We start from the raw sequence: 19,081 nt of genomic DNA on the forward strand, positions 1-19,081 counted from the left end.
GGCACGACGCGTACGCGGACGGGTGGAGCGGATGGAACGTACGAATCCGAACAGAGCGGTGGAAGCCGGAGCGGGTGGCGGCGCTGGTGACGGTGTTGGCGGCGGCGCGGGGTCTCCGGGGGCGCCTGCGCCGTCCGGGTCGCCGGGGTCGTCGGGGTCGCCAAGCCCGTCCGGCTCGCCAGGCCCGCCCGGCCCGTCCGGCTCTTCGGGTAAGCGCTCCCCCTTGGCGTCGTTCTCGTACACGGCCGCCGACGAGGAGAAGCGGCGCGGTGTCCGCCGTATGAAGACCACCGCCACCGGTCTGCTGCTGCTGGTGGCCCTGATCTATGTCCTCGCCACCTGGGCGAGGAACTCCGGCGTCGAGGGCTGGACCGGCTATGTCGCTGCGGCGGCGGAGGCGGGCATGGTGGGCGCGCTGGCCGACTGGTTCGCGGTGACGGCGCTCTTCCGGCGCCCCCTCGGCCTGCCCATCCCGCACACCGCGATCATCCCGAACAAGAAGGACCAGCTGGGCGCCTCGCTCGGCGCGTTCGTCGGGGAGAACTTCCTCTCGGCCGACGTCGTGAGGGCCCGGCTGCGCGCCCTCGGCATCGGTCGCCGGCTCGGTTCCTGGCTGGCCGAACCCGCCCATGCCGACCGGGTCACCGCCGAGCTGTCCACGGCGCTTCGGGGCGCGCTGACCGTCCTGCGCGACTCGGACGTCCAGGCGGTCGTCGGCGAGGCCATCACCCGCCGCGCGGACGCGGTGGAGGTCGCCCCCGGCATCGGCAAGACCCTGGACAAGGTCGTCGCCGACGGTGCCCACCACCGTGCCGTGGACCTGATCTGCTCCCGCGCGCACGACTGGCTGGTGCTACACGGCGACTCGGTCATGGACGCGGTCCAGGGCGGGGCGCCGGGCTGGACGCCGCGGTTCGTCGACCGGAAGGTCGGCGACCGCGTCTACAAGGAACTGCTGCGCTTCATCACGGAGATGCGCGACATGCCCGCCCATCCGGCGCGCGGCGCCATCGACCGCTTCCTGCGGGACTTCGCGGCCGACCTCCAGTCCGACACGGACACCCGGGCCCGCGTCGAACGCCTGAAGTCGGAGCTGCTGGCTCGGCCCGAGGTGCAGGACATCATCGCCTCGGCCTGGTCCTCCGTACGCGCCATGATCATGTCCGCCGCGGAGGACGACCGCAGCGAACTGCGCCTGCGGGCGCGGGCCTCGCTGCTGTCACTGGGCGCGCGCCTGGCGACGGACGACCGGCTGCAGGCGAAGCTGGACGGGTGGATCGAGGACGCGTCGGCGTATGTCGTCTCCACGTACCGCGGCGAGATCACCTCCCTGATCTCGGACACGGTCGCGAGCTGGGACGCCGACGACACCTCCAAGAAGATCGAGGCGCACATCGGCCGCGACCTCCAGTTCATCCGTATCAACGGCACGGTGGTCGGTGCGCTGGCCGGTCTGGTGATCTATACGATCTCCCGCGCGCTGGGCGCGTAAGACCACGGCCTTTCCCCGCCACGGTTTCCCCTCATGGCTCCTAGAGCGGTCCCCAGCTCCGTGCGCGCTCCCTGAGCCGGTCGTGGACGAGGGCGACGGCCGGATTGGCGAGACCGCCCGGCCGGGTGGCCAGGTAGAGGGTGTTCAGCGGCGCCGCCTCGGGCTGGTGAAGCACCTCGACCGAGCCGGTGGTGAGGGCCGGGTCGGCGAGATAGCGGGGGAGTACGGACACGCCCGCGCCGGCGATCACCGAGGCCAGTACGGCGCGCAGGTCGGGCACCACCACGGATACGGCGTTGGGCGGGCGGCGGCCGAACTCGCTGCGCCAGTAGCGGCGGATGATCGGCAGCTCCTCGCCGTACGCGACGAGCGACAGATGCGCCAGCGCCTTCACCGGCTCCTCGGCCAGGCGCGCGGCATCGATCGTGCGCGCCAGGGCCGGCGGGCCGACCAGCAGGAACTCCTCGTCGACGAACGGCGTCGCCACGAGGTTCCTGACGTCCGGGCGTACCGCCGATACGACCAGGTCGAGGCGCGCGTTCACTAGCGCGGACAGCAGATCCTCCGCGAGGCCGAGAGTGACGCGCAGCCGAAGTCCCCGGCCGGTCAGCGGGGCCAGCGCGGGCAGCACGCGCGCGGTCATCAGCTCAGCGGCGCCGCCGATGTCGAGGCTGCCCAGGTTGGCGGCGTGATCCGGGCCGGAGGCGAGCGCGTGACGCAGCTGGTCGAGGGGCACACCGACGCGCCGCGCCAGTTCGTCGCCCCGGGCGGTGGGGCTCACCCCTTGCCGGGACCGTACGAACAGGGGCCCGCCGAGCTGCTCCTCCAGCCGTGCGAGCCGTCCGCTCACGGCGGGCTGTGTCAGTCCCAGCCTGGACGCGGCGGCGGTGATCGACCCGCCCCGGTGGATCTCCAGGAAGGCCGACAGCAGATCAAGATCGCGCACGCAACCCTCTTTCCATAAGGAAAGTTATGACGCGCGGAATCTTAACGGATGAATTTCGATGGTGGCCGCGGTTGTCCCCACTGTCGCGGGTAAGCCGCGAAGGGGCGGCGGTCACCGAATCCGCCCGGAACCGAGAAGGAACCGAGGAACACCTCATGGCAAAGATCCTGATGGTCATCTCCGCAGCTGACAGCCTGACGATGGCCGACGGCACGGCTCACCCCACCGGCTACTGGGCGGAGGAGGTCGCGGCCTCGCACCAGGTGCTGACCGACGCCGGGGTGCGGGTCGACATCGCCACCCCGGGAGGTGCTGTCCCCACCGTCGACCCCATCAGCCTCGATGAGCGCGGCGGGGTGGCGGAGGCGGACGCGAAGCGGTTCGGCGCGTACCTCGACTCGCTCGCGGACGTACTCGCAGACCCGCTGGTCCTGGCCGAGGTCTCGGCGGCCGACTACGACGCCGTGTACATCCCCGGCGGACACGGCCCGATGGCCGACCTCGCGTACGACGCCGACCTCGGCCGGCTGCTCGCCGAGACCGACCGGGCCGGCCGGATCGTCGCCGCCCTCTGCCACGGCCCGGCGGGTCTGCTCAGCGCGGTCCGCGAGGACGGCAGCTTCGTCTTCGCCGGCCGCACGCTCACCACGTTCACCGACGAGGAGGAGCACCAGGGCGGCGTGGGCGATGCCGCGCCGTACTTCGTCGAGGCGAAGCTGCGCGAGCGCGGCGCGGTCATCGACGCGGGGCCGGCCTGGACGAGCAAGGTCGTCGTTGACGGCAACCTCATCAGCGGCCAGAACCCGCAGTCGAGTGTCGACACGGCGAACCGGGTGCTCGCGGCGCTGAAGGTCTGACCGCGTCGGGGCCCGGACCAGGTCGTCCGGGCCCCGCGCCCGGTCACCACGGGGGAGTTGTCCGCTCAGCCGAGCCCTTCCAACACCAGTTCGCGAATCTCGGGTGGCAGCCCCTCATCCATGGCCAGCCGGGCCAGGGCCTCGCGGCTTCTCGGGACTTCGCTGGTGGTACGGAGCGCCCACACGGCCTGCTCGGCGGCCATGCCACGCTCGGCGTACTGCTCGGCGAGGTCCATGATCCATGGGGTGATCGCTTCGACGTCGTCGACCATGAGCCCGCACCAGCGCAAGGTCTCTTCCGCGATCCAGCCGGAGATACGGACGGTCCAGCGTCCGGCGAAGTCCGTGGTGTCGAGGCCCCGGCGCGCGCACTCCGCTTCGGCCTCGGCCATGCGTTCCCGCGTCACGCAGCGGGCGTAGGGCATGCGTGACCGCAGCACCTGCCGGATCTTGGGCCATTCGGGCTCGGGATCGCCCTCGTCCAGGTACTTCACCTTCACATCGGCGGGAGGTTCGGGCGCGGAGAGGGGGGCCGGGGGGAGGCAGGCTTCGAGTACGGCGCGCGCGTAGGCGAGGTTCTCGTCGCTCTGCTCCGTGTCCGGAGGCCAGACGAAGCCGTAGTTCCAGGAGTACGGCAGGGCACGTACGGCCTCGGGGAGCAGCGACGTCTCGCCCGCCGGCGCGTCGGTGGGTCGCCTCTGCCCGTTGTCTTCCGTCGTCACGAGACTCCCAGATATTCCATCGCGCTTTTAGGATCCTTCATTTTGCCGGAGTCACGGGCGGCCCGCTTCTCCGCGTCGGTCTTTGAGTTCCAGGCAGTGTCCAGATCCTTCAACTGCTTGGGGGTGAGGTCCTGTCCGGCGATACGGGCCCCGAGGCCGAGATCGGAGATCGTCTGGGCGGGCGTGCCCGGGGGAGTTGTGCCGGTTGCCCTGTCCTTCTGGAAACCGTCGAAGATCTTGTCCCAGTCCTTCTGCGTCTCGATCTGGTAGCGGGCCGCTCGTGGTGGTGCCGCCCCGTCCTCCTTGGCCCATTCCGCGAGTTTCTTGGCTTGATTGGCAAGTTTCGGCGACCTTGTCGCGTTGGCCGTGTTCTTGACCTCCGCGACATGGACCGTGCCGTCCTTGCCCTTGTAGATGACGTCGACGTCATCAATGCCGCCGACGTCGACCGGGGTGCCGTCTCCGAAGTCCACCGACTGGCGGCCCTTGTCCGCGCCGACCGCCGCGTACACCTTGGTGCCCTCGGCGGCTTCCAGGTCGGCGGCGCGCTTGGCGGCGCGGACCTCCGCCATGGCTTCGGCCAGTTTGTGACGGTCGGGGGCCTTGAGGACGGTCCCGCCCAGGGAGCCACGGCTCTGGTTGTCGATGGCCTTGTCGTTGAGCGCGTCGGTGAGTTCGTTCAGCGCGGCCGCCAGCTCGTCCTTGCCGTATTCTCCGCGGCTGAGGTCGGGCTCGTCCTTAGCCTTCGCGGCGAGCTTGTCGATCTTGTCTACGCTGAGGGTGTAGCGCTCACTGATGGGTGTTTTCTGCTTGTCGTTGGCGTCCAGGATGGTCTGCTTCGCCCGGTCGGCCGCGGTGGAGAGTTCGGCCCCGTCGGCGGCCCGGTCGGCGTCGTCCGCTTCCTTCTGCGCGTCGCGCGCGTTGTCCGCCTCCGCGCCCTCGCATTTCTTGGGGCCTTCCGCGAGGACGATGAGCGGGGAGGAGGCGAGCCTCGCGGCCAGGATTCCCGTACCGGAGCCGGATACGCCGGCGGGGGTGAAGGCCGCGCCGCCGCCGTACGGTACGAGCCTCACGCCGCCCAGCGCGATGCTGCAACTGCCGGACTCCTCCGCCTTCTTTGCCGCGTCGTCGGCGTGCTGCTGCGCTTCGTCGGCCGCCTTGCGGGCGCCCTTGGCGTCGCCGAGGCCGGCCGCTTTGCGGGCCCGGCTCGCGGCGTCCTTGGCCTTGCCCGCGCCCTCGGCTATGGCCTGGGCGAGCTTGCCCAGCTTGCCGAGTTTGCTGCCCTTCCCGACGACTTTGGCCACGTCGTAACCGGGGATGAAGAGCGAGCCGATGTTCCAGATGACGGTCGTGGTGGCTTGGGTTTCCTCGCCCCGGTCCCAGGTCTCGCGTACCTCCTCGCCGACGAACATGTCATCGAGGACCTTGACGCCCGTGTCGACCGAGGCACCGCCCCAGTCGGTCAGCGCGTCGAAGTAGTCGCCGTCGGCCCACTTGTCGGACGCGTCCTTGGAGTCCTGCGACCACTTGTCGCCGAGCGAGCTTCCGTAGTCGGCGATGCCGGAGATGGTGTCCAGAGGGTGGACGACGGTGTCCCACAGATCGGTGACATCGCCCCAGATACCGTCGACGAACAGGCCCTCGCCGACCTGCCCGAGCTTGTCGACGGTGCACCCGAAGAAGCCGGAGCACTCCTCTTTCTTCTCGCCGTCCGTGCCGTCGCCCGTGGCGTCGGTCTTCTCGTCCTCGACGGCGACGATGGGCTCGAAGGGATCGGTGGGGTCGCCGGCCTCGTCGGGGTCATCGACCCCGCCGGGACCGCCGGTTGTGCCGGAGTCGCCGGTCCCGCCGGGGTCACCGGCCGTGTCGGGGTCGCCGGTACCGCCGGGGTCGCCGGTCCCGTCCGGGTCGTCGGCCGCCCCGCCGGGGCCGCCGGTGGAGCCCGCGTTGTCCCCGCCGCCGGGGGTGCCGGCGCCCTCTCCGTCCCCGGGGGTGCTGCCGTCGGTGTCCCCGTCGGTGCCGCCTGCGCCGCCGCTGGTCGTACCGCCGACGACGGAGCCGTCCTCCGTCGTCGAGCCGGGCGGATCCTCGGTGTCACCGGACGGATCCTCCGTGTCGCCGTCCGCCTCAACCGTCGAGTCGCCGCCGTCCCCCTCGGCGGGGCAGGACGCGCCGAAGGCCGAGCAGATACCGGACTTGATGCTGCCGGCGATCTGACCGCCGGCTCCGCTCAGGACGAGTGCCAGCAGGACGGCCGAGACGACGGCGAGCAGACCGACGTACTCCACCGCCGTCTGCCCGCGGTCCCGCCGCCACGTGATCATGTGAGGCAGGGAGAACGGGGGACGCTCGGCCCGCTCCGACTCCGCCAGCCGGAACCACCCGCGGCTCTCCGCCCGGCACAGGAACACCAGAATCAGGACGGGCAGGAAGAGCTGGGTGAAACCCTGAACCGAACCGTCGCGGATGTTGGACAGGCCGCTGAGGATCAGCCACACCTGCAGGGCGATCAGGCCCCACCACACCCGGACCCCGCCGGTCCACACCCACCGCGCCAGCACCCACCCGATGACCCCGGGCGCGGCCGCGTACGCCAGCAGCCCCAGCAGTGTGCCGTCCACCGCGTCCACGGCGGCGGCGGTGAGGAACAGCCCGAGGCCGCCCAGTACGGTCGCCCCGAACAGCACGTACAGCAGCCATCGGGCCAGCGTGAGCGGCTGCGGCATGGAACGGCGCTGAGCGCCATGGACCTGCCACGATCCGCCGGGCAGTGGAACGCCACCATAAAAAGACATGCCTGACCTCAACTGCCGTAGCCGAAAGGGCCGTACATGGTGGCGCGCGACGCTCCACCCCCCACGGCCGATCGTACGACCGATGAACAGGCGTGCCATGGGCCCCGAGGACCCAATTCGGACTCAAATCCCTTTACGGCGGGCGCAGTTGATGTGATAGCGGGGCTGCGGCCGGTGCCGGGAGGTGGCGATGACGGGCTTCGACGAGAGCGAGCGGCTGATCTGGGCGGGACGGGCCGCCGCGTATGCCGGAAGCTTCGCCAGGCTGTGCGCCCATCCCGTGTCGCGGTTGCTGGACGCCGCCGAGGTAGGCCCGGGCGTGCGGGTGCTCGATGTGGGAACCGGACCCGGGACCGTCGCCCGTGCCGCGCGTTCTCGGGGGGCGACGGTGACAGCGGTGGACGCGGAACCCAGCATGGTTGAGCTGGCCAGGCAGGCGGAGCCCGCGGCTCATGTCCAGGTTGCCGCCCTGCCGGAACTTCCTTTTTACGACGGGCAGTTCGATGCCGTCGTCGGCCACTTCGTACTGAACCACGTGGGCCGGCCCAAGACCGCGCCGGCCGAGTTGCGCCGCGTCGTGCGGCCCGGCGGATGGATCGCGCTGACGATCTGGGCGACCCCGCCCGCAGCGGGGCAGACACTGCTCGGCCTCGCCCTTCGGGCCGCGGGCGCGGTGCGGCCGCCCCACCTGCCGTCACTCGCGTCTGAAGAGGACTTCCCCCGAGACGAGGGCGGTCTGACGGATCTGCTCGGGGCGGTGGGGCTGCGGGACACGGACTGCGAGACGCTCCGGTGGGATCACCGTGCCAGTGCCGAGGAATGGTGGATCGGTCCTGCGGCGGGTGTGGCGTACACCGGACACCTCGTACAGAGCCAGACGCCCGAGATCCGGGCTGAGATCAAGCGCCATTTCGACGTGATCAGCTTGGGGTTCGCCGATTCCGACGGCGTGCTGACACTGCCGCACGCGGTCTTGCTGGCACGCGCGCGTCGCTGACGCGATCACCGCCGACCGCCGACCGCCGACCGCCGACCGCACGGCCGCGATGTGCCCGGCGTTGCTCCGGGCACCACTCGTACGACCTCATCCCCCTTGCGGCGGACCGCTCAGCTCTTGGCCCGGTGAGTGACGGCCCAGGACGCCGCGGCGACCCCGCCCGCCACCGTGAAGACGGCGGGCCATGCGCCGAGCTTCTTGGCGAGGGGATGCGATCCGGCGAAGGCGGCGACGTACGCGGCGCTCAGCCCCACCGCGGCCTTCGTCCCGCCGGTCCGCTGCCACTGGCGCGCGGCCACGGCCCCGGCGGCCGCCAGCGCGACCCCGCCGAGGGGGCGCTTCTTGGTCCACCGGGCGATCCCGTACCCGCCGATGATCCCGCTCGCCGCCACGGCCGCCGCCGGAATCTTCGCCATTGCCGCTGTCGCTGCCGCCGCCGTTGCTGCCATCGCCGCCACCTTTGCCGTCTTTACCGTTCTGTACGTGATCGAGCCTAACGAGACGTTTCGTGGCAAGGGCCCCGGCCTCCGGGCCCGGCGGGTCGGCGTTGCCAGGACGCCGCCCGTATCCCACCGGTAGCGTCCGGCGCGTGACGACGAGGGATACCGCGGCGACAACGGCGACGGCGGCTGCGACTGCGGCGGCGGCGACGGCTGCGACCGCGACGACGAGGACCGTGATCAGCGACAGCATACGGCTGGCCTGCACGGATTACGGCGGTACGGGACGGCCCGTACTCCTGCTCCACGGTCTGGCCGGCCACACCGCCGAGTGGGACTCCCTCGCCCGGCTGCTCCTCCCCGCCCACCGCGTGGTCGCGTACGACGCGCGCGGCCACGGCGCGAGCGACCACCACCCCATGGACGTCTCGCGCGCCGCCCACGTACGGGATGTCGTCGCCGTCGTCGGACAACTCGCCCTGGATCGCCCCGTCCTCGTCGGCCAGTCCTTCGGCGGTCTGACGGCCCTGCTCGCCGCGGCCGCCCATCCGGACCTGGCCGAGGCCCTGGTGGTGGTCGAGGCCGGCCCCAGAGGTCCGGACCCGGAACTCCCCGCCAAGATCGGCGCCTGGCTGGACTCCTGGCCGGTCCCCTTCGCGTCCGCCGACGCGGCGACCGAGTTCTTCGGCGGCGGCCCGGCCGGACGGGCCTGGGCGGCGGGCCTGGCGGAGCACCCCGACGGCCTGCGCCCGCGCATCGACCGGGACGTGATGGTGGCTTGCGTCGCGGAGAACGCCGACCGCTCGTTCTGGGCGGAGTGGGACCGGGTGCGCTGCCCCGCCCTCGTCGTCCGCGGGGACGCGGGCTGGATGCCGGAGACGGAGGCCGACGAGATGCGCGTACGGCATCCGGGCACGGAGGTACGGCTCGTCCCGGCCGCGGGCCACGATGTCCATCTGGACCAGCCGCGGGCGCTCCACGACGCGATCACAGAGTTCCTGGGACAGCGGACCGCGGGCTGAAGACGCCTGAGCACATCTGAACACCCCTGAACGCACCCGAGGAGACAAGAGATCGTCACAGCCCGCCGACGCGTGTCCACTTCCGACCGGGCCTGGGCACGTAACCCCCATGCCCCGAACCACCCGCGCGGACGCGGCCATCGCCCATCTGTCCCGTACCCAGACGCGCCTGGCGACCACCCGCCAACTGCGCGCCACCGGCCTCGCCCCCAGCACCACCACGCGCCGGTGCGCACCGGCCGGCCCCTGGCAGCGCCTGCTGCCCGGCGTCGTCCTGATACAGACGGGCGATCCCGACCGACGCCAACGACTGCTGGCCGCCGTCCTCTACGCGGACACCGAGACCGGCCCCCTGTCCGGAGCGACGTCCGTCCTGACCGGCGAAGCGGCGCTCGCGCTGTACGGGGTCCGGGACGCGGGCACCGACCGTGCCGACGTACTGGTCGGCGCGCACCGCGGCCTGCGGGACAGATCGTACGTACGCCTGCGCCGCACCAGCCGCTGGCCGGTCACCCTGCTGGTCGATGGCATCCCCTGCGTACGCCCGGTCCGCGCCGCCTCCGACTTCGCGGCCCACGAGCCCTCGCGGGAACGGGTGCGCGCGATCCTCGCGGCGACCGTCCAGAAGTGCAGCTGCCACCCGGAAGACCTCCGCGCCGAACTCCGCGCGTCCCGCGCCCTGCGCAACCCGGCGGTCCGCGCCGTCCTGGACGAACTCCGCGCGGGCATCCGCTCCATCGCCGAAGGCCAGGCCCGCGACACCCTCCGCGCAGCCGGCGTCCCCCACCCCCTCTGGAACCCCACCCTCCTCACCCCGACAGGCACCTTCCTGGCCCGCCCGGACGCCTACTGGGCATTCGCCGGCGTGGCCCTGGAGATCGACTCGGAGGAATTCCACCTGGGCGTCACCGAATACCGCGCCACCCTCCGCCGCCGCCTGCTCCTGGAGGCCCACGGAGTAGACGTGATCAGCGCGGTCCCCGCCCTGATCCGCGACCACCCCCAGGAACTGGTAGCAGCGGTCACCACCAAACTCCACCTGGCCAAATCCCGCCCCACCCTCCCCCCAGTAATCGTCCGCCCCTACCTCTAACACCCAACCACCAGCCAATCACCCAAACCCCCGCTCCCCCACCGCAACAACAAACCCCGCCCACGCGCCATGAGCTATGTCGATATGGGGCGCGTGCGGCCTCGCGGAGTCACGCACACCGACGGTCGTGTGCAGATCGGCAACCTCGACGCACTCGCCACCGGTGCCGTTGCTGTAGCTGCTCTTCTGCCACTGGGGCTCGGAAAGAGGCAGGTTCATCGGGAGTGCTCCTCCAAGGCTGAACGGATCAGCGAAGCTGATCGCTGAGGGCTCAGAGCGAGCGCCCTGAGGTGGTCGAACGCTTTCGTGTAGAGGCTCACGTCCGTCGGGAGTTCGAGATAGACGGAGTCGGTCAGTCCCTCCCGATACACGACGTCAGGGTCCTCCTGCTCCGGGAAGCCGAGAATGGTGAACGGCCCCGTCGCCGGGTAGGCGCCGGCGTCGTACGGCAAGACCTGCACGGTCACGTTCCGCAACTTCCCAATTTCCAGCATACGTTCGAGCTGCTCGGCCATTGTCTGTCGGCCACCAATGAGGTGGAGGAGCGCGCTCTCGTGAATCACGGCCCAGAAGCCGGGTGCCCCGGCACCGTTGAGTAGTTGCTGACGCCGCATGCGAACGTCGACGAGACGCTGAATCTCGTCCTGGGACTGATCGGCGGAGACGCGACTCAACTCAGCCGCGTACCCGGCTGTCTGCAACAGACCGGGAATGAACTCCCCTTGGTAGGTACGGAGATCAGAGGCGGCCTGCTCCAGACCCACGTACACCGAGAACCAGGAGGGAACGGCGTCACCGTGGGCGTGCCACCAGCCCTTCGTCTTTGAGTCCTTGGCGAGGGACTTCAGCAAGTCACGCAACTCGTCGGACGTGCCGTAGAAGCGGCACAGAGCTTCCACGTCCGAGGGCTGCACGCGCCCCTGGCCCGTCTCCATGCGGTTGACCTTGGAGCCGCTCCAGTCGAGTGCCTTGCCCACCTGATTGCAGGTCAGCGTGGACTCGTCGCGCAGTTTCTTGAGCTCGATCGCCAGTCGACGGCGTCGTGCAGTGGGTGATCCGGCCACTTCAACTCCTCATGCGGTAACGAAAGTTCTACTCCATCGCAAGGCGACCCTTCCGCCAATCACTCATTCGAGGCAATCCCGTCGTGCACATTGCATGAAGGGATGTGCGGTGCCACTATTTCACGGTGGGTGATGAGGCGTCACGCTTCGCTCACCCCGGATGCGGCTGCGCGGGCCGCCCCGACAAGGAGGAGACGGAGATGGCCATCTACACCGAGAACGGCTGCATGCGGCGGAAGCCGTGGGAGGTGCTGTTCTCTGCGGAACCGCGTGAGGTCGCCGCGCTGCGTCGGGCGATGCGGTTGCATCTGTCTCTGTGGGGTCTGCCAGACCTGATCGACGTAGCTCAGATCTGTGTCTCGGAGCTGGTGGCGAACGTGATCAAGCATGTGGGTACCGAGACGCCGACGGCACTTGCCGTATCTATGAACGGCGCATACCTCCGCATCGAGATGCGCGATCCGGACGCACGAGCGCTGCCTACGCTGCTAGCTCCCGGGGCCGAGGCGGAGTCGGGGCGAGGCATGACGATTGTCGAAGCGGTGACCGACCGCTGGGGTGTCATCCTCCGGGCAGACTCCAAGGTGGTGTGGTGCGAGCTGGCCACGAACCTCCGCTCGCAGACCGACCATGTCGAGGGACCGCAGGTCGCCAAGGCGGAGGCGCTTCTGACCGTCTACTGCCTGGGGGGCACCCTCAAGGCGTACCCGCACGAGCGACTGAGTGTCGCGGTGGCTGAGGAAGCGGCGATCGACATGATCGCCGACCTCCTCCACTGGCTCCGCGCCCACGGCCGCGACCCGGACGAGATCCTGGATCGCGCCCAGATGCACTTCGAAGCGGAGCTGGAAGAAGCCGGCTGACCTGTTTTGGTCAAAGACCGATCAGTTTCGGACGCTCGTTCTAGGCCAGCAATGAAAACGATCAAAATCGATCGCTCGTTCGGCAGCATGTTCGCATGGTTGCGAACAGAGATGTCTATAGAGCTGTCTTCGGGCATGTGGGAGACATCCTGCCTGGAGCGCTCTTTGAGTCCCGGTGGGACGTCAAGGGTGCTCGGCTACACAAGGCGGAGCGCGACGGCATCTCATGGGGGCTTGATGGCGAGGATCAGCGCGCAGCCGATGCGATCGTGTTGAGCAAGGGCTATGAAGACGATCGAGACCAATGGGATGAAGTGCTCTACACGGGCGCTGGCGGGCGGGACGAGAACACCGGTCGGCAGGTAAAGGACCAGACGTGGGATAACTTTGGGAACGCCGGCCTCCGGCGCAGCCAGAACAAGGGCTATCCGGTTCGTGTTATCCGCGGATCCACGGGCGAGAAGACCTACTCACCCGCCGGTGGATATCGGTATGACGGGCTCTATCAGATCGTGAACTCGCGGCTTGAGCAGGGCAAGGCAGGCTTCCAGATCTGCAGGTTCGAGCTGCATCGCCTCCCGGACAATGAACAAGAGCTCACACCCCTTGAGGAGCAGGTTCAAGACGTCCTGTGTGGTGTTCCGCCCAGGCAGACCACCACGGTCGAGCGCATAGTTCGCGATACCGCGGTCTCTCGTAGGGTGAAGCGGTGGCACGACTACACGTGCCAAATCTGTGGACTGGCATTGACGGTTGGAGCCGACGGTGCCAGCTACGCGGAGGGGGCACACATCCAAGCCCTAGGAGGGCAGGGCGGTGGCCCTGACGTTGACGGGAACGTTCTGTGCTTGTGTCCCAACTGCCACGTACGACTGGACCGCGGGGCCCTCTATTTGACCGATGGCCTCAGGGTTATTGATCGGTACGCGGAGGGCTCCACCCCTCGTTCGGTGTCGCTGAGGACCGTAGCGCAGCACCGCATCGAGCAGAGATTCATACGAGCCCACCGCCGTTTGTGGCGCATCGCGAGTTCTTAGCCGGCGGCGATGGCGGAGTAGGTCCAGACGTCCGCGGGAAGTGGCGCGCGCAGCTTCCAGACGATGCCCATCGGTTTGCTGCCCTCGTGCGAGACGTAGTCGGCAGGGCCGAGAAGCATCCATGGCTGCGGACCGCCGATATCTGTCTTCTTGTAGCGGCGGACGAAAAGCAGCACGTGTGTGCCCTTGCCTTGGTGGGACTGGTAGCGGATGCCTGTAGGTGAGGACTCGGATGTTTGGTTCTGTGACTCCCAGTGGAAAAGGGTGTCGCTCATCGCATAGTCCTTGTACCGCGTCTGCGGCGAGAAGTCCTTGTCGTCCTTCTCTAGGGTGATCAACAGAGCGTCGGTCTTGGCCTGCTCGCACCAGCGCACGCCTTCACGGAAGTGGCCCGGCATGAGACCGTCGATGCTGGATTCGCCGAGCGCCGCGAGGATCTCCTCACGGCTGTATGAAGCATGCACGCGAAGCGGGAGGCCGCTGTGGTCGCCCGACAGGGCGGGCGTGACATGGTCCAGGCGATTGAGGACGTGTGCGAGTACCTGGCGCAACTCGCTACACACGGCGTCCTGGCGGCGCAGCGAGGCAAGGCCGGATTCATAGCTGTCGAAGCCGCCCAGTGGCCAGAGAGTGAAGAACAGCATGCGTGCGTAAGCGCGATCCAGCTCAGCGAGTTCGTCGTAGGGCGGGGCATCGTCTTCCAGGAGGCGCGTATAGGTAGCGGCTCGGGCTGGATCGTCTACGTGGAGGAAAGCCGAAACCCGCTTCAACAGTGCGGCCTCGCCTTCAGGCGCAGACTCGGGCAGGAGGTTCGCGCGACGCAGTAGTGCGGTCCAGGAGTGATTAACTCCCCGGTAGAGCTCTTTGATCTCGCGTCCGCTCTCCGTCAGATAGGCAGAAAGGCGCGCCTCGCCAAGTTGCCTTACCTCGTTGGCGAGTTGGGCCACGTTGACGCTGATCTGGGTGCGAATGTTGTTAATGATCAAATCCTTGGCCTTTGGCTCAAGAATGATCTGGCAGCCCGATGGCAGCTGGGGGAAGTCATGCTCGATGGCGGAGACTAGGCGATTTCGAGTGAGGTTGGTGAGGGATCGGAACTGCTCTTCGAAACGGAACTCTTTGCGGTGCTGCCCGATGAAGTCCAGCACCGTGAGGACAGCCTTCCCCTCGCAGCGGCGGAGGCCGCGTCCGAGTTGCTGCAAGAAGACGGTGGCGCTCGACGTCGGACGAAGGAGTAGCAAGGTATCGACGTCGGGAATGTCGAGCCCCTCGTTGAAGAGGTCCACGGAGAAGATCACTTGCAGCTCGCCGGCCCGCAGCGCGTTCAGCGCGGACCTACGTTGCTCTCCTGGCGTCTCGCCGGACAGTGCGACGGCATTGAGTCCTGCTTGCTGGAAGAACTCTGCCATGAAGCGCGCATGCGCCACGGATACGCAGAACCCCAGTGCCCGCATACGGCCTGGATCGGTGATCTTGTCCTCAACGGCCTTGGCCACGAGGCGGGCGCGGGCGTCGTTGCCTGTGAAGAGATTGCTGAGCGCGGTGGCATCGTAGGAGCCGCGCTTCCACTGGATCGTCGTCAGATCAGTGGTGTCGGTGATCCCGAAGTAGTGGAAGGGTGAGAGGAGATCGTTCTCCAACGCTTCCCATAGGCGCATCTCGGCGGCGATTCGCCCGTCGAAGAACTCGTCCTGAATGTTCAAGCCATCCATGCGCTCCGGTGTAGCCGTCAGGCCAAGGAGTTCTACGGGTGTGAAGTGGTCGACGATCTTGCGATAGGTCGGTGCCGTGCCATGGTGAAACTCATCGATGACGACAACATCAAAGTGATCACGGGACAGCTTTTCCAAGGTGCGAGCGTTGAGCGATTGGACGCTAGCGAAGACGTGGTTCCAATCAGAGGGGATTTCACCGCTGAACAGCAGCTCGCCAAAGTTCCCGTCATCGAGAACCCCTTGATACGTGCGGAGCGACTGTTCCAAGATCTCCTTGCGGTGAGCGACGAAGAGGAGACGCAGGTCTCGACCCAGCTTCCTGCGTAGCTTCTTGTAGTCGAGTGCGGCCATGACTGTCTTGCCCGTACCAGTGGCCGCAACCAGGAGATTGCGATGACGGTCATGGACATCCCGCTCTACCTCAAGGCGCTCCAGCATGTCCTGCTGGTGCGGATAGGGGCGTACTTCCAGCCCTGAGAGGGTGATGCTCCGACCGTTGCTGGCCGTGGCGCCGCCGCTGGCTTGTCGGAGCGCTTCATCGAGGCGATCTCCGTGGACAGCAGGGTCGTACGACTCGAAAGCAGCCTCGCTCCAGTAGGAGTCAAAGGTGGCCTCGAACTTCTTCATGACATCAGGGGTCGCGATCGATGAGAGGCGAACGTTCCACTCAAGCCCATCGAGGAGTGCTGCTTTGGAGAGGTTCGAGCTCCCGACGTACGCAGTGTCGTACCCAGAACTGCGTCGGAACAGCCATGCCTTCGCGTGCAGGCGGGTGGAGCGCAGCTCGTAGTTCACCTTCACCTCAGCGCCGAACTCCTGGACCAGGCGATCCAGTGCACGTCGCTCGGTGGCGCCGATGTATGTCGTGGTGATGACCCGGATGGGCGCCCCCCGCTCGCGAGCTGTGCGGAGAGCACCCTCAAGGACGCGCAGGCCATGCCATTTTACGAAGGCACACAACAGGTCCACTCGGTCTGCGGTGGCCAGCTCTGCGCGGAGTTCGAACCCGAGGTTGGGGTCCTCCGGAGAGTTGGTGAGCAGGGCTGTATCGGAGAGCGGCGTCGCCGGGCGGATGGCGTAGACCCCCGGTGCTTTTTGCTCCGCGATGGCCATGAGCTGCCGAGGTCCATCGGCAACCATGTCGACCCACTCGCGTGCGCCAGCCAAGGTACTGACGGAATCGAGGATGTGGTTCGCCGCGTGGACACGCTCGGCGGCAGGCAACCCGCTTAGGACGCGCCGAACGGTGTCGGCAACATGCCGAGCCAGAACATGGGGCGTGGACTCGATGCCCACTTCGGCGTCGATCGCCCGCCACCCCGTGCCCTCCAGCTGCGTGAGACGGTCTTCGAGCCGCAAGGTAATCAGCTGCTCGTAGAGCCCCGTTGCCGGAGATTTACCGTCCAGCGCGTCCGTCATCCAGGAATCCCCTCATCGAAGCCGCATGTTCGATTTCGATTTTTAGCAGCATCCACTGACATTCCGCCGATGAAGGAACCACAGCCGGGCCTGTCACCTTGCCCTACGCCGTGCCGTGGCAGTCTCGGTAGGGCTTGGGGGAGCCGCACCAGCAGGTGGCGTTGCGGGAGGGGGGCCAGGGGGTGGCTCGGCCTCGGGCGGCGAGGGTGGTGGCGTATTGGGGGAGGAGGTTGGGGTCGGACGGGGTGGTGGCTTCCGAGGCGGCGAAGGCTTCGTAGGAGGGGACCGTGCCCGTGACGATGCCGAGGTTGGGGGTGCCGGTGGCGGCGAGTTCGCGCAGGGAAGTTTCGAGCTGGGTGAGGTGGGCCTCGTGGGAGGGGTACTCGGCGGTCAGGGACGGGTACGCGGTGAGGAGTTCGCGTAGTTCCGGTTCCGGCCAGTGGAGGACCGCCACGGGGAAGGGGCGGGACAGGGCCGTGCGGTAGGAGCCCAGTTCGGCGCGGAGGCGGGTGATCTCGGCCTGGAGTTCGGCGGGGTTGTCGGAGCCCAGGGACCAGAGGCGCTTCGGGTCGTGGAGTTCGTCCAGGGTGACGGACGCGGGGTTGACGCGGTCCGCCAGGCCGTCCCAGTCGTCGTGTTCCAGGCCGAGCATCCTGCGCACCCGGTGGCGGCCGATCAGCAGGGCGTGCGTCGGGTAGGGGACGTCCTCGCCGGGGGTGAGCAGCAGGTTGAGGGCCGTGGTGAAGGAGTCGTGGGCCGCTTCCAGCTCGTCGTGGGACTCCAGGGTCTCCGCGACGATCTCCCACGGGGCCGGGTCCACCGGGGCCGCGGTGCGCAGGCCGTCGATGATCGCGTGTGCTTCGGCCTCGTGACCGTACTCCCAGAGGTTGGCGGCCTTGAGCGCCTTCACCAGGTGGGGGCGGTCCGGGGAGGCCGCGAGGAGGGTGTCGTAGAGGCCGGTGGCGCGGTCGCGGGCGCCGGCCAGTTCCAGATGGGCCGCGGCCTGGAGGAGGAGGGGCTCATGGTCCTCGGGGTACCGGGCCGCGGTGCGCAGCAGGCGCTCGGCTTCCGTGGTGTGGTCAGCAGGCATGTCGGGGCGCATGATGCACACCGTACTGCTGTACGGGGGCCTGGGCGGAGGGTTGTTCCGGCTCCGGAGGCCGCGCGGTCGGACGGCGGAGACGGGGTGTGCCGGGAGGGGTCAGGGGTGTCTTCAGGTGTTTCGCGACCGTCTACATCTGCTTTGGCCGCTGGTCTCCTGATCCCCTTCTTATTGTTCCTCGTGGCGCTGCCGAGGACCTGCGACTCCTTCTGCTGTCGGAGGCCGATCGTGTATAACGGCTGAAGTGGCTTTTGTCGTACGAACGTGTCGGCAGCCAGGACGACGAGAGGGGCAGGACATGGTCGGCAGCGCACGGCGCCTGCTGCGCCCTGTCGGGCTGCTGCTCTTCCTCCTCGCCGAAGTCCTGCTCATCGAAGTCCTCCTCATCGACGCCGGCAGCCTCTCCGCCGCCGTCGCGCTCGCCGCCACCGCCGCGGCCGGCTCCGCGCTCGCCGTCTGCGCCGTCATCAGCGCGCGCTCCGTGCCCGCCGTACCGCACCAACGGGTACGGACGGCCATCCGCGACCGCGAGCAGCGCACCGCCTTCCTGCCCCAGCGAGATCCCGACGCCTCGGGCCGCAGCAGGCCCCGAGCACCCGGCCGTCGCCTGCCGACGGCCGCGTAGGGGCACACCTCCCGGTTCCGGGAGCCTGATCTCCGTACCCCGCGCGGGTCGTCATGCCGAGCTGCCTCGCAGCTGACTCCTTCCGGCACGACGAGACCCCACGGAGGGCTCACCTTGTCCGCGTTCATGTCTGTTTTCGCTCATCTGGTCGGAAGCATCGCCGACCTGCTCCAGCCGCTGTTCCACGCCGGCGCCGCCGCCGCGGCGATCATCCTCTTCACCGCCTGCGTACGGCTCGCGATCCATCCCCTCTCCCGGGCGACCGCCCGCGGCCAGAAGGCCCGCACCAAGCTCGCGCCGCAGATCGCCGAGTTGCGCAAGAAGCACGCCAAGAGCCCCGAGCGGATGCAGAAGGCGCTCGTGGAGCTGCACGCCAAGGAGAAGGTCTCGCCGCTGTCGGGCTGTCTGCCGAGCCTGCTGCAGATGCCCGCGTTCTTCCTGATGTACCACCTCTTCTCCAGCCGCCGGATCGGCGGCGAGCAGAACGAGCTGCTCGGCCACTCCCTCTTCGCCGCCCCGCTCGGCGACCGCTGGACGGACGCGCTCACGCACGGCGGGGCGCTCGGGGGAGCCGGGCTGGTGTACGTGGCCCTCTTCGCGATCGTCGCAGGCGTCGCCACCTTCAACTATCGGCGTACGAAGGCGCAGATGGCGACCGCGCCCGTGCTGCCCGCGGGGCCCGACGGGCAGCAGGTCCCGGGCATGGGCGCGATGACGAAGATGATGCCGCTGCTGTCCTTCGCGACGCTCTTCACCGTCGCCGTGGTGCCGCTGGCCGCCGCGCTGTACGTGGTGACCAGCACCACCTGGACGGCGGCCGAGCGGTACTTCCTCTACCGGGACGCGCCCGTCGCCGGGGCGCTGGCCCCTGCCGTCTGACGGATACGGGGCG

Annotated in this window: 17 protein-coding genes; 9 read left to right on the forward strand and 8 right to left on the reverse strand. The window is 68.6% G+C overall.

Annotation, left to right across the window (positions count from 1 at the left end):
• Nucleotides 1-31 precede the first annotated feature (31 nt).
• A complete protein-coding gene (locus ACZ6MZ_RS18795) occupies nt 32-1,492 on the forward strand; it encodes a DUF445 domain-containing protein (RefSeq protein ID WP_469353051.1) in 1,461 nt (486 codons plus the stop codon).
• Nucleotides 1,493-1,532: 40 nt separating this feature from the next.
• Here ACZ6MZ_RS18795 and ACZ6MZ_RS18800 read toward each other — a convergent pair whose 3' ends face one another.
• On the reverse strand, nt 1,533-2,438 hold the full coding sequence (locus tag ACZ6MZ_RS18800; protein ID WP_469353052.1) for a LysR family transcriptional regulator: 906 nt from the start codon (nt 2,436-2,438) through the stop codon (nt 1,533-1,535).
• 155 nt (nt 2,439-2,593) lie between these two features.
• Here ACZ6MZ_RS18800 and ACZ6MZ_RS18805 point away from each other — a divergent pair, with 155 nt between their 5' ends.
• A complete protein-coding gene (locus ACZ6MZ_RS18805) occupies nt 2,594-3,295 on the forward strand; it encodes a type 1 glutamine amidotransferase domain-containing protein (RefSeq protein ID WP_469353054.1) in 702 nt (233 codons plus the stop codon).
• 65 nt (nt 3,296-3,360) lie between these two features.
• On the opposite strand, the gene ACZ6MZ_RS18810 is transcribed toward ACZ6MZ_RS18805, so the two are convergent.
• Together ACZ6MZ_RS18810 and ACZ6MZ_RS18815 are read right to left on the reverse strand one after the other, a co-directional pair.
• Nucleotides 3,361-4,017 carry a hypothetical protein gene (locus ACZ6MZ_RS18810; protein WP_389783224.1) on the reverse strand — a complete coding sequence of 219 codons (657 nt, stop codon included), beginning with the start codon at nt 4,015-4,017 and terminating at the stop codon, nt 3,361-3,363.
• Nucleotides 4,014-6,743: a hypothetical protein gene (locus tag ACZ6MZ_RS18815; RefSeq protein WP_469353056.1), complete on the reverse strand. Its 2,730-nt coding sequence runs from the start codon at nt 6,741-6,743 to the stop codon at nt 4,014-4,016. The genes ACZ6MZ_RS18810 and ACZ6MZ_RS18815 overlap by 4 nt, the downstream gene beginning before the upstream one ends.
• Before the next feature lie 259 nt (nt 6,744-7,002).
• Between ACZ6MZ_RS18815 and ACZ6MZ_RS18820 the strand changes: the two genes are divergently transcribed.
• Complete coding sequence (locus tag ACZ6MZ_RS18820; protein WP_469353059.1) at nt 7,003-7,809, forward strand: class I SAM-dependent methyltransferase; 807 nt, start codon at nt 7,003-7,005, stop codon at nt 7,807-7,809.
• 110 nt (nt 7,810-7,919) lie between these two features.
• On the opposite strand, the gene ACZ6MZ_RS18825 is transcribed toward ACZ6MZ_RS18820, so the two are convergent.
• Nucleotides 7,920-8,225, reverse strand: a complete 306-nt coding sequence (locus tag ACZ6MZ_RS18825) for a hypothetical protein (protein ID WP_389783378.1) — start codon at nt 8,223-8,225, stop codon at nt 7,920-7,922.
• Nucleotides 8,226-8,398: 173 nt separating this feature from the next.
• Here ACZ6MZ_RS18825 and ACZ6MZ_RS18830 point away from each other — a divergent pair, with 173 nt between their 5' ends.
• Nucleotides 8,399-9,271, forward strand: a complete 873-nt coding sequence (locus tag ACZ6MZ_RS18830) for an alpha/beta fold hydrolase (protein WP_469353061.1) — start codon at nt 8,399-8,401, stop codon at nt 9,269-9,271.
• A gap of 109 nt (nt 9,272-9,380) precedes the next feature.
• Nucleotides 9,381-10,364: a hypothetical protein gene (locus ACZ6MZ_RS18835; protein WP_469353062.1), complete on the forward strand. Its 984-nt coding sequence runs from the start codon at nt 9,381-9,383 to the stop codon at nt 10,362-10,364.
• Nucleotides 10,365-10,382: 18 nt separating this feature from the next.
• On the opposite strand, the gene ACZ6MZ_RS18840 is transcribed toward ACZ6MZ_RS18835, so the two are convergent.
• A complete protein-coding gene (locus ACZ6MZ_RS18840; RefSeq protein WP_469353063.1) occupies nt 10,383-10,583 on the reverse strand; it encodes a DUF397 domain-containing protein in 201 nt (66 codons plus the stop codon).
• On the reverse strand, nt 10,580-11,428 hold the full coding sequence (locus ACZ6MZ_RS18845; protein ID WP_389783235.1) for a helix-turn-helix domain-containing protein: 849 nt from the start codon (nt 11,426-11,428) through the stop codon (nt 10,580-10,582). Before ACZ6MZ_RS18845 ends, ACZ6MZ_RS18840 begins: the two co-directional genes overlap by 4 nt.
• Before the next feature lie 200 nt (nt 11,429-11,628).
• Between ACZ6MZ_RS18845 and ACZ6MZ_RS18850 the strand changes: the two genes are divergently transcribed.
• Nucleotides 11,629-12,291 carry an ATP-binding protein gene (locus ACZ6MZ_RS18850; RefSeq protein WP_469353066.1) on the forward strand — a complete coding sequence of 221 codons (663 nt, stop codon included), beginning with the start codon at nt 11,629-11,631 and terminating at the stop codon, nt 12,289-12,291.
• 95 nt (nt 12,292-12,386) lie between these two features.
• Nucleotides 12,387-13,328, forward strand: a complete 942-nt coding sequence (locus ACZ6MZ_RS18855; RefSeq protein ID WP_389783239.1) for a YDG/SRA domain-containing protein — start codon at nt 12,387-12,389, stop codon at nt 13,326-13,328.
• Here ACZ6MZ_RS18855 and ACZ6MZ_RS18860 read toward each other — a convergent pair.
• Nucleotides 13,325-16,462 (reverse strand): DEAD/DEAH box helicase, encoded by a 3,138-nt coding sequence (locus ACZ6MZ_RS18860; protein ID WP_469353068.1) that lies wholly within the window; start codon nt 16,460-16,462, stop codon nt 13,325-13,327. The genes ACZ6MZ_RS18855 and ACZ6MZ_RS18860 overlap by 4 nt on opposite strands.
• Before the next feature lie 103 nt (nt 16,463-16,565).
• Entirely contained in the window at nt 16,566-17,564 is a 999-nt protein-coding gene (locus tag ACZ6MZ_RS18865; protein ID WP_469353070.1) for an SEC-C metal-binding domain-containing protein, read from the reverse strand.
• A 298-nt stretch (nt 17,565-17,862) separates the two neighbouring features.
• Between ACZ6MZ_RS18865 and ACZ6MZ_RS18870 the strand changes: the two genes are divergently transcribed.
• Nucleotides 17,863-18,189, forward strand: a complete 327-nt coding sequence (locus tag ACZ6MZ_RS18870) for a DUF6412 domain-containing protein (RefSeq protein ID WP_384332764.1) — start codon at nt 17,863-17,865, stop codon at nt 18,187-18,189.
• Between the two features lie 114 nt (nt 18,190-18,303).
• A complete protein-coding gene (locus tag ACZ6MZ_RS18875) occupies nt 18,304-19,068 on the forward strand; it encodes a YidC/Oxa1 family membrane protein insertase (RefSeq protein ID WP_469353072.1) in 765 nt (254 codons plus the stop codon).
• Nucleotides 19,069-19,081: the final 13 nt, after the last annotated feature.

It is taken from the genome of Streptomyces sp. NPDC042201, assembly GCF_055582185.1.

Bases quoted from the DNA above. Each gene is read 5' to 3' on its own strand.
- ACZ6MZ_RS18865 (WP_469353070.1), bottom strand. From the start codon at position 17,564: ATGCGCCCCGACATGCCTGCTGACCACACCACGGAAGCCGAGCGCCTG.
- ACZ6MZ_RS18820 (WP_469353059.1), top strand. From the start codon at position 7,003: ATGACGGGCTTCGACGAGAGCGAGCGGCTGATCTGGGCGGGACGGGCC.
- ACZ6MZ_RS18825 (WP_389783378.1), bottom strand. From the start codon at position 8,225: ATGGCGAAGATTCCGGCGGCGGCCGTGGCGGCGAGCGGGATCATCGGC.
- ACZ6MZ_RS18805 (WP_469353054.1), top strand. From the start codon at position 2,594: ATGGCAAAGATCCTGATGGTCATCTCCGCAGCTGACAGCCTGACGATG.
- ACZ6MZ_RS18795 (WP_469353051.1), top strand. From the start codon at position 32: ATGGAACGTACGAATCCGAACAGAGCGGTGGAAGCCGGAGCGGGTGGC.
- ACZ6MZ_RS18840 (WP_469353063.1), bottom strand. From the start codon at position 10,583: ATGAACCTGCCTCTTTCCGAGCCCCAGTGGCAGAAGAGCAGCTACAGC.
- ACZ6MZ_RS18835 (WP_469353062.1), top strand. From the start codon at position 9,381: ATGCCCCGAACCACCCGCGCGGACGCGGCCATCGCCCATCTGTCCCGT.
- ACZ6MZ_RS18870 (WP_384332764.1), top strand. From the start codon at position 17,863: ATGGTCGGCAGCGCACGGCGCCTGCTGCGCCCTGTCGGGCTGCTGCTC.
- ACZ6MZ_RS18860 (WP_469353068.1), bottom strand. From the start codon at position 16,462: ATGACGGACGCGCTGGACGGTAAATCTCCGGCAACGGGGCTCTACGAG.
- ACZ6MZ_RS18815 (WP_469353056.1), bottom strand. From the start codon at position 6,743: ATGCCGCAGCCGCTCACGCTGGCCCGATGGCTGCTGTACGTGCTGTTC.
- ACZ6MZ_RS18855 (WP_389783239.1), top strand. From the start codon at position 12,387: ATGGTTGCGAACAGAGATGTCTATAGAGCTGTCTTCGGGCATGTGGGA.
- ACZ6MZ_RS18850 (WP_469353066.1), top strand. From the start codon at position 11,629: ATGGCCATCTACACCGAGAACGGCTGCATGCGGCGGAAGCCGTGGGAG.